General features: G+C 47.7%; 5 protein-coding genes. 3 read left to right on the top strand and 2 right to left on the bottom strand.

The annotated features are described in order from the left end of the window. On the bottom strand, positions 1-1433 hold a 1433-nt coding region (locus tag NZM04_02470; protein MCS7062906.1), incomplete at its 3' end, for an alpha/beta hydrolase-fold protein. A 173-nt stretch (positions 1434-1606) separates the two neighbouring features. Between NZM04_02470 and NZM04_02465 the strand changes: the two genes are divergently transcribed. The 3 genes from NZM04_02465 to NZM04_02455 are packed head-to-tail and all read left to right on the top strand — an operon-like array spanning position 1607 to position 3354. Further along, positions 1607-2299, top strand: a complete 693-nt coding sequence (locus NZM04_02465) for a hypothetical protein (GenBank protein MCS7062905.1) — start codon at positions 1607-1609, stop codon at positions 2297-2299. A gap of 2 nt (positions 2300-2301) precedes the next feature. Beyond that, positions 2302-2895, top strand: coding sequence for a DUF488 domain-containing protein (locus NZM04_02460; GenBank protein MCS7062904.1), 594 nt, complete (start codon positions 2302-2304; stop codon positions 2893-2895). A 21-nt stretch (positions 2896-2916) separates the two neighbouring features. After that, complete coding sequence (locus NZM04_02455; protein MCS7062903.1) at positions 2917-3354, top strand: DUF488 domain-containing protein; 438 nt, start codon at positions 2917-2919, stop codon at positions 3352-3354. Positions 3355-3384: 30 nt separating this feature from the next. Here the strand turns inward: NZM04_02455 and NZM04_02450 are convergent. Further along, a partial coding sequence (locus tag NZM04_02450) for an NADP-dependent isocitrate dehydrogenase (protein ID MCS7062902.1) occupies positions 3385-3637 on the bottom strand: 253 nt, incomplete at its 5' end.

Raw genomic sequence — 3637 nt, 5'->3', positions numbered from 1 at the left:
AGGTCATCGTTGTAGATGTAATTATCCGCGAGATGATGATTGCAGGCCGCCCAGAAGCTATTCCACCAGTTGGTCGGACCGACGATGTTTGCGCTGGATTCAGCCGTGCCCATATCAGTATAGATGCGGATCGGGCGCTTTGGGTCAACGCTCATTGTGTTTAAGAAATTCTGTGCAGGCCAATAAGCGGGAGAAACCGCACCTACGTTTCCAAAGACCTGCGAATGCGCCCAACCGAGATACATCGAGACAAGTCCTCCCATCGAAGACCCCATAGTGAAGGTATTTCCAGCATCCGAAAGCGTGCGGTAGTTCGCATCCACGTAAGCTTTGACATTTTGAATAAGGTATTGCGCATATTTATCGGCCTTGTTTTGTGTAAACGGCGGCACGTTGGTCGGCTCACCTGGAGGGCGATACTCATAGAGCCGATCCGAGCCATAAGGATTGCCGTTATCCACGGCCACGATGATCAGCTCACGCATGCGGCCTTGTCCGATCTCTCGCGTAGCCGTAGTATCGCAGAACCAAGAATTATTCGGGTTCCCAAAGGCACCTTCGCCTTGAAAGACGTTTTGGCCGTCATGCATGTAGAGGACGGGATACTTCTTCCATGTGTTTTGCGTGTAGCCGCGAGGCAGGTAAATTCGCACGCGGCGTGAAGGGATATCTTGAATCGTGGAGGGAAGCGAAGCAATCGTGACGACTGTAGGCGCAGAGAGAGAGGCGGGAGGTTCATAGTTGAATACTTGCCCGTCCTGCACCCAGAGGACATCGAGCGAGGTCATGTAGTTGTAGCCCCCAGCAGTCCAGCCTGGATGCGGCACAGGAGCGTTGTCCCATTGCCCTTGTCCGTTGTGAAAGACAAATTCGAATGTGTCTCCAGCTTGACCGATGCCAGAAATTCGGAAACGTTTCTCACTGGGTGTGCGCCCGGGGCCGTCCTCGATCATCGGTTGACTGGTGAATGTGCCATCAGGCTTGCGGTAGAGAATGTGGGCTTGGTTCCACCCAGTAAGATAGAACACTGTCTTGCCCTTGTAAGGAGCGGGAGGGGGCGGTGGCGTATTGAGCGTCAACACAGGCGTGAGAGCAGTAGTTGTATGGTTGCAAAAGCCAGTGACCGAGTCGGGACGGGAGACAAGGCGATATTGAATGGTTTTGCCCCGAGGCAGAGCGACCGTCGCTGTCCAGACATTGCCCGTCGTCCAGCGAAGGCGATGCGCGCGGAAGAGGGCAGAGTTATTGGTGAGATTGTTGAGGTCCATATTGTTGCCCAGCTCAGGCACGTTGCCCGTGACGAAGACGGAGTTTCCAATACCGACGTCCTGCGTAATCGTAAAGACGTGCGGCGTGGTGTGTGGATGAAGAAGATTGGCTAGAAGAGGCATGGGGAGAAGGAAGAGGAGGGGAGCTAACCCATTGTGTTTCATAAAACAAGCTCCGATAGGGCGAAGCAATCAAACGATATAAATTAAATAATGCGATTAATTCTGCAAGCATATAAAGATAGACTCCTTCTGATTAATCCAAGCTCATCAGTATAAAACCTGCGTGGTCCAACTTTGGTCTGGACAACTCAAATTAAACACAGTAGCGGTGGAATGTGCCCGAAATAGTAGAAAAAGAAATAGTCTGCCTTGCCAACTCACGGAAAATGTCTGGCAGATGCGTCGCAGGGCGCGAAATAATTTCTGGCAAACCAGGTCCCTGGATCCGTGTTGTCAGTGAGCGCGAGGATGCTGAAATTTATCCCCATGAAATGAGATATCCAGAGGGTGGCATGCCCCTGCCAATGGACATTGTCCGAGTGCCACTACTGAAAAACTCACCGTGCAGTTATCAGGTCGAAAATTGGTTAATAGCCCCCGGTCACCCCTGGCATAAAAAAGGGGCCCTTGACTGGATGGGATTACAACCTTTCATTCAATCCCCGGGACCTGTATGGTTAACTAGATCGTATAGGGAAGATACGTCGAAAATCCGTATTCAACAAGTCAAGCACAGTCCGTCTTCCCTTTGCCTTATTAAGGTTTATAATCTAAGAATTAGTGTGGTTGTTGAGAATAATGGAAGATGTAGACTACTAGGCAGGTTTGAATATTGTAACACAAGTTTTGCCCTCTGGATTACTGACCCTGTTTTTGAAAGCAAATATCTCTCAAAACCAAATAAAGATTATGATCTAGGGGTTTGTTGCCTCACCATCAGTATCGGACTTCCTTACCGTTGGGGATATATATACAAGCTCATAGCGGCAATTATTCCAAAAGATGATAGAGTAAAAGAATTAAATTAAAGGTGACGCTTATAAATCCTATCTTTACAATCGGCCATTCTACGCATACCGGCGATGCTTTTCTCGAGCTCCTAAACAAGCACAATATTGATGTCGTCGCAGACGTTCGTTCATTCCCCCATAGCCGTTTTAATCCTCAATTTAGCAAAGAAAATCTAGAAAGTAATTTACGGAAGCATAGGATACGATATGTGTTTCTTGGCAAGGAACTGGGCGGTCGTCCCCAAGATCCGTCATGCTACGTCAAAGGTCAGGTTCTCTACGAACGTATCGCTCAGACTCCCCTCTTTCGTGCCGGTATTGAAAGAGTAAAAAAAGGCGCAAACAAATACCGCATTGTATTAATGTGTGCAGAAAAAGACCCTATAAACTGTCACCGCACATTACTCGTAGCGAGATACCTCGCAGAAGAAGGCGCCCAAGTAATACATATTCACCCAGACGGTAATCTTGAACCTCATGAGGTTGCAATGTCCCGTTTGGCAAAGCTTCTGAACACCCCAGAAGAGAGCTTATTTCAATTCAAAGATGAAATAGCTGCTGCAATCGCAAAACAAGAAAAACGCATAGCCTACCGAACGTCTCACACAGCATGAATCTATCTTCTAAGCAGACCAATGAAAATATATACTATCGGATTTACCCACAAAGATGCGCGTAAATTCTTTAACTTAATTCGAAATTCTGGAACTAAGCGCCTTGTCGATGTGCGGTTGAATAATGTCTCACAGCTTGCGGGCTTTGCCAAAAAACAGGACCTGGAATTTTTTCTAAAGGAATTATGCGGGATAGATTACGTGCATGTTCCTGACCTAGCCCCAACGCAAGCTTTGCTTAAAGCATACAAAAATAAAGAGATCTCTTGGGACGAATATGAAAAACGTTTTCTCGAACTCATGGAGACCCGCAAGATTGAGGATCACGTATCGAAAGAAATTATATCTGATGGTTGTCTGCTATGCAGCGAGGATCAGCCTCATCACTGCCACCGTCGCTTAGTCGCTGAATACTTGAAATACCACTGGGGCGATATAGAGATTGTGCATTTAGCATAAACAAAAACTAACAGCTCTTTCTGCTTTTATTTATTGCCCTTGCCCGCGGGAGAAGCCAGGTTGGCCGTCGAAGGTGTAGAGCAGCTCCATCTTGACGAATTCGAGACCTGCACGCTCGATGCGGTCAAGAAGATCAATAATGGCGCGATGAGGAATCTGAGCTTCGGGACTTTCGGGAAGTTGGAAGCGGCAGCGGTAAACGTCCACAGTAAATGTCTCTTCAAGTCCTCCAGGCCAAACTTTCATTCCGCGATTGGAGATCATTTCGAGTTTCAGGCCGTCG

The organism is Candidatus Methylacidiphilales bacterium (genome assembly GCA_025056655.1).
Lineage (GTDB): Bacteria > Verrucomicrobiota > Verrucomicrobiia > Methylacidiphilales > JANWVL01 > JANWVL01.
The sequence above is the reverse complement of the archived record's forward strand: the minus strand, read 5'-3'. Positions and strand labels throughout refer to the sequence as shown.

Coding starts and splice junctions, on each gene's coding strand:
- NZM04_02455 (MCS7062903.1), top strand. CDS start 2,917: ATGAAAATATATACTATCGGATTTACCCACAAAGATGCGCGTAAATTC.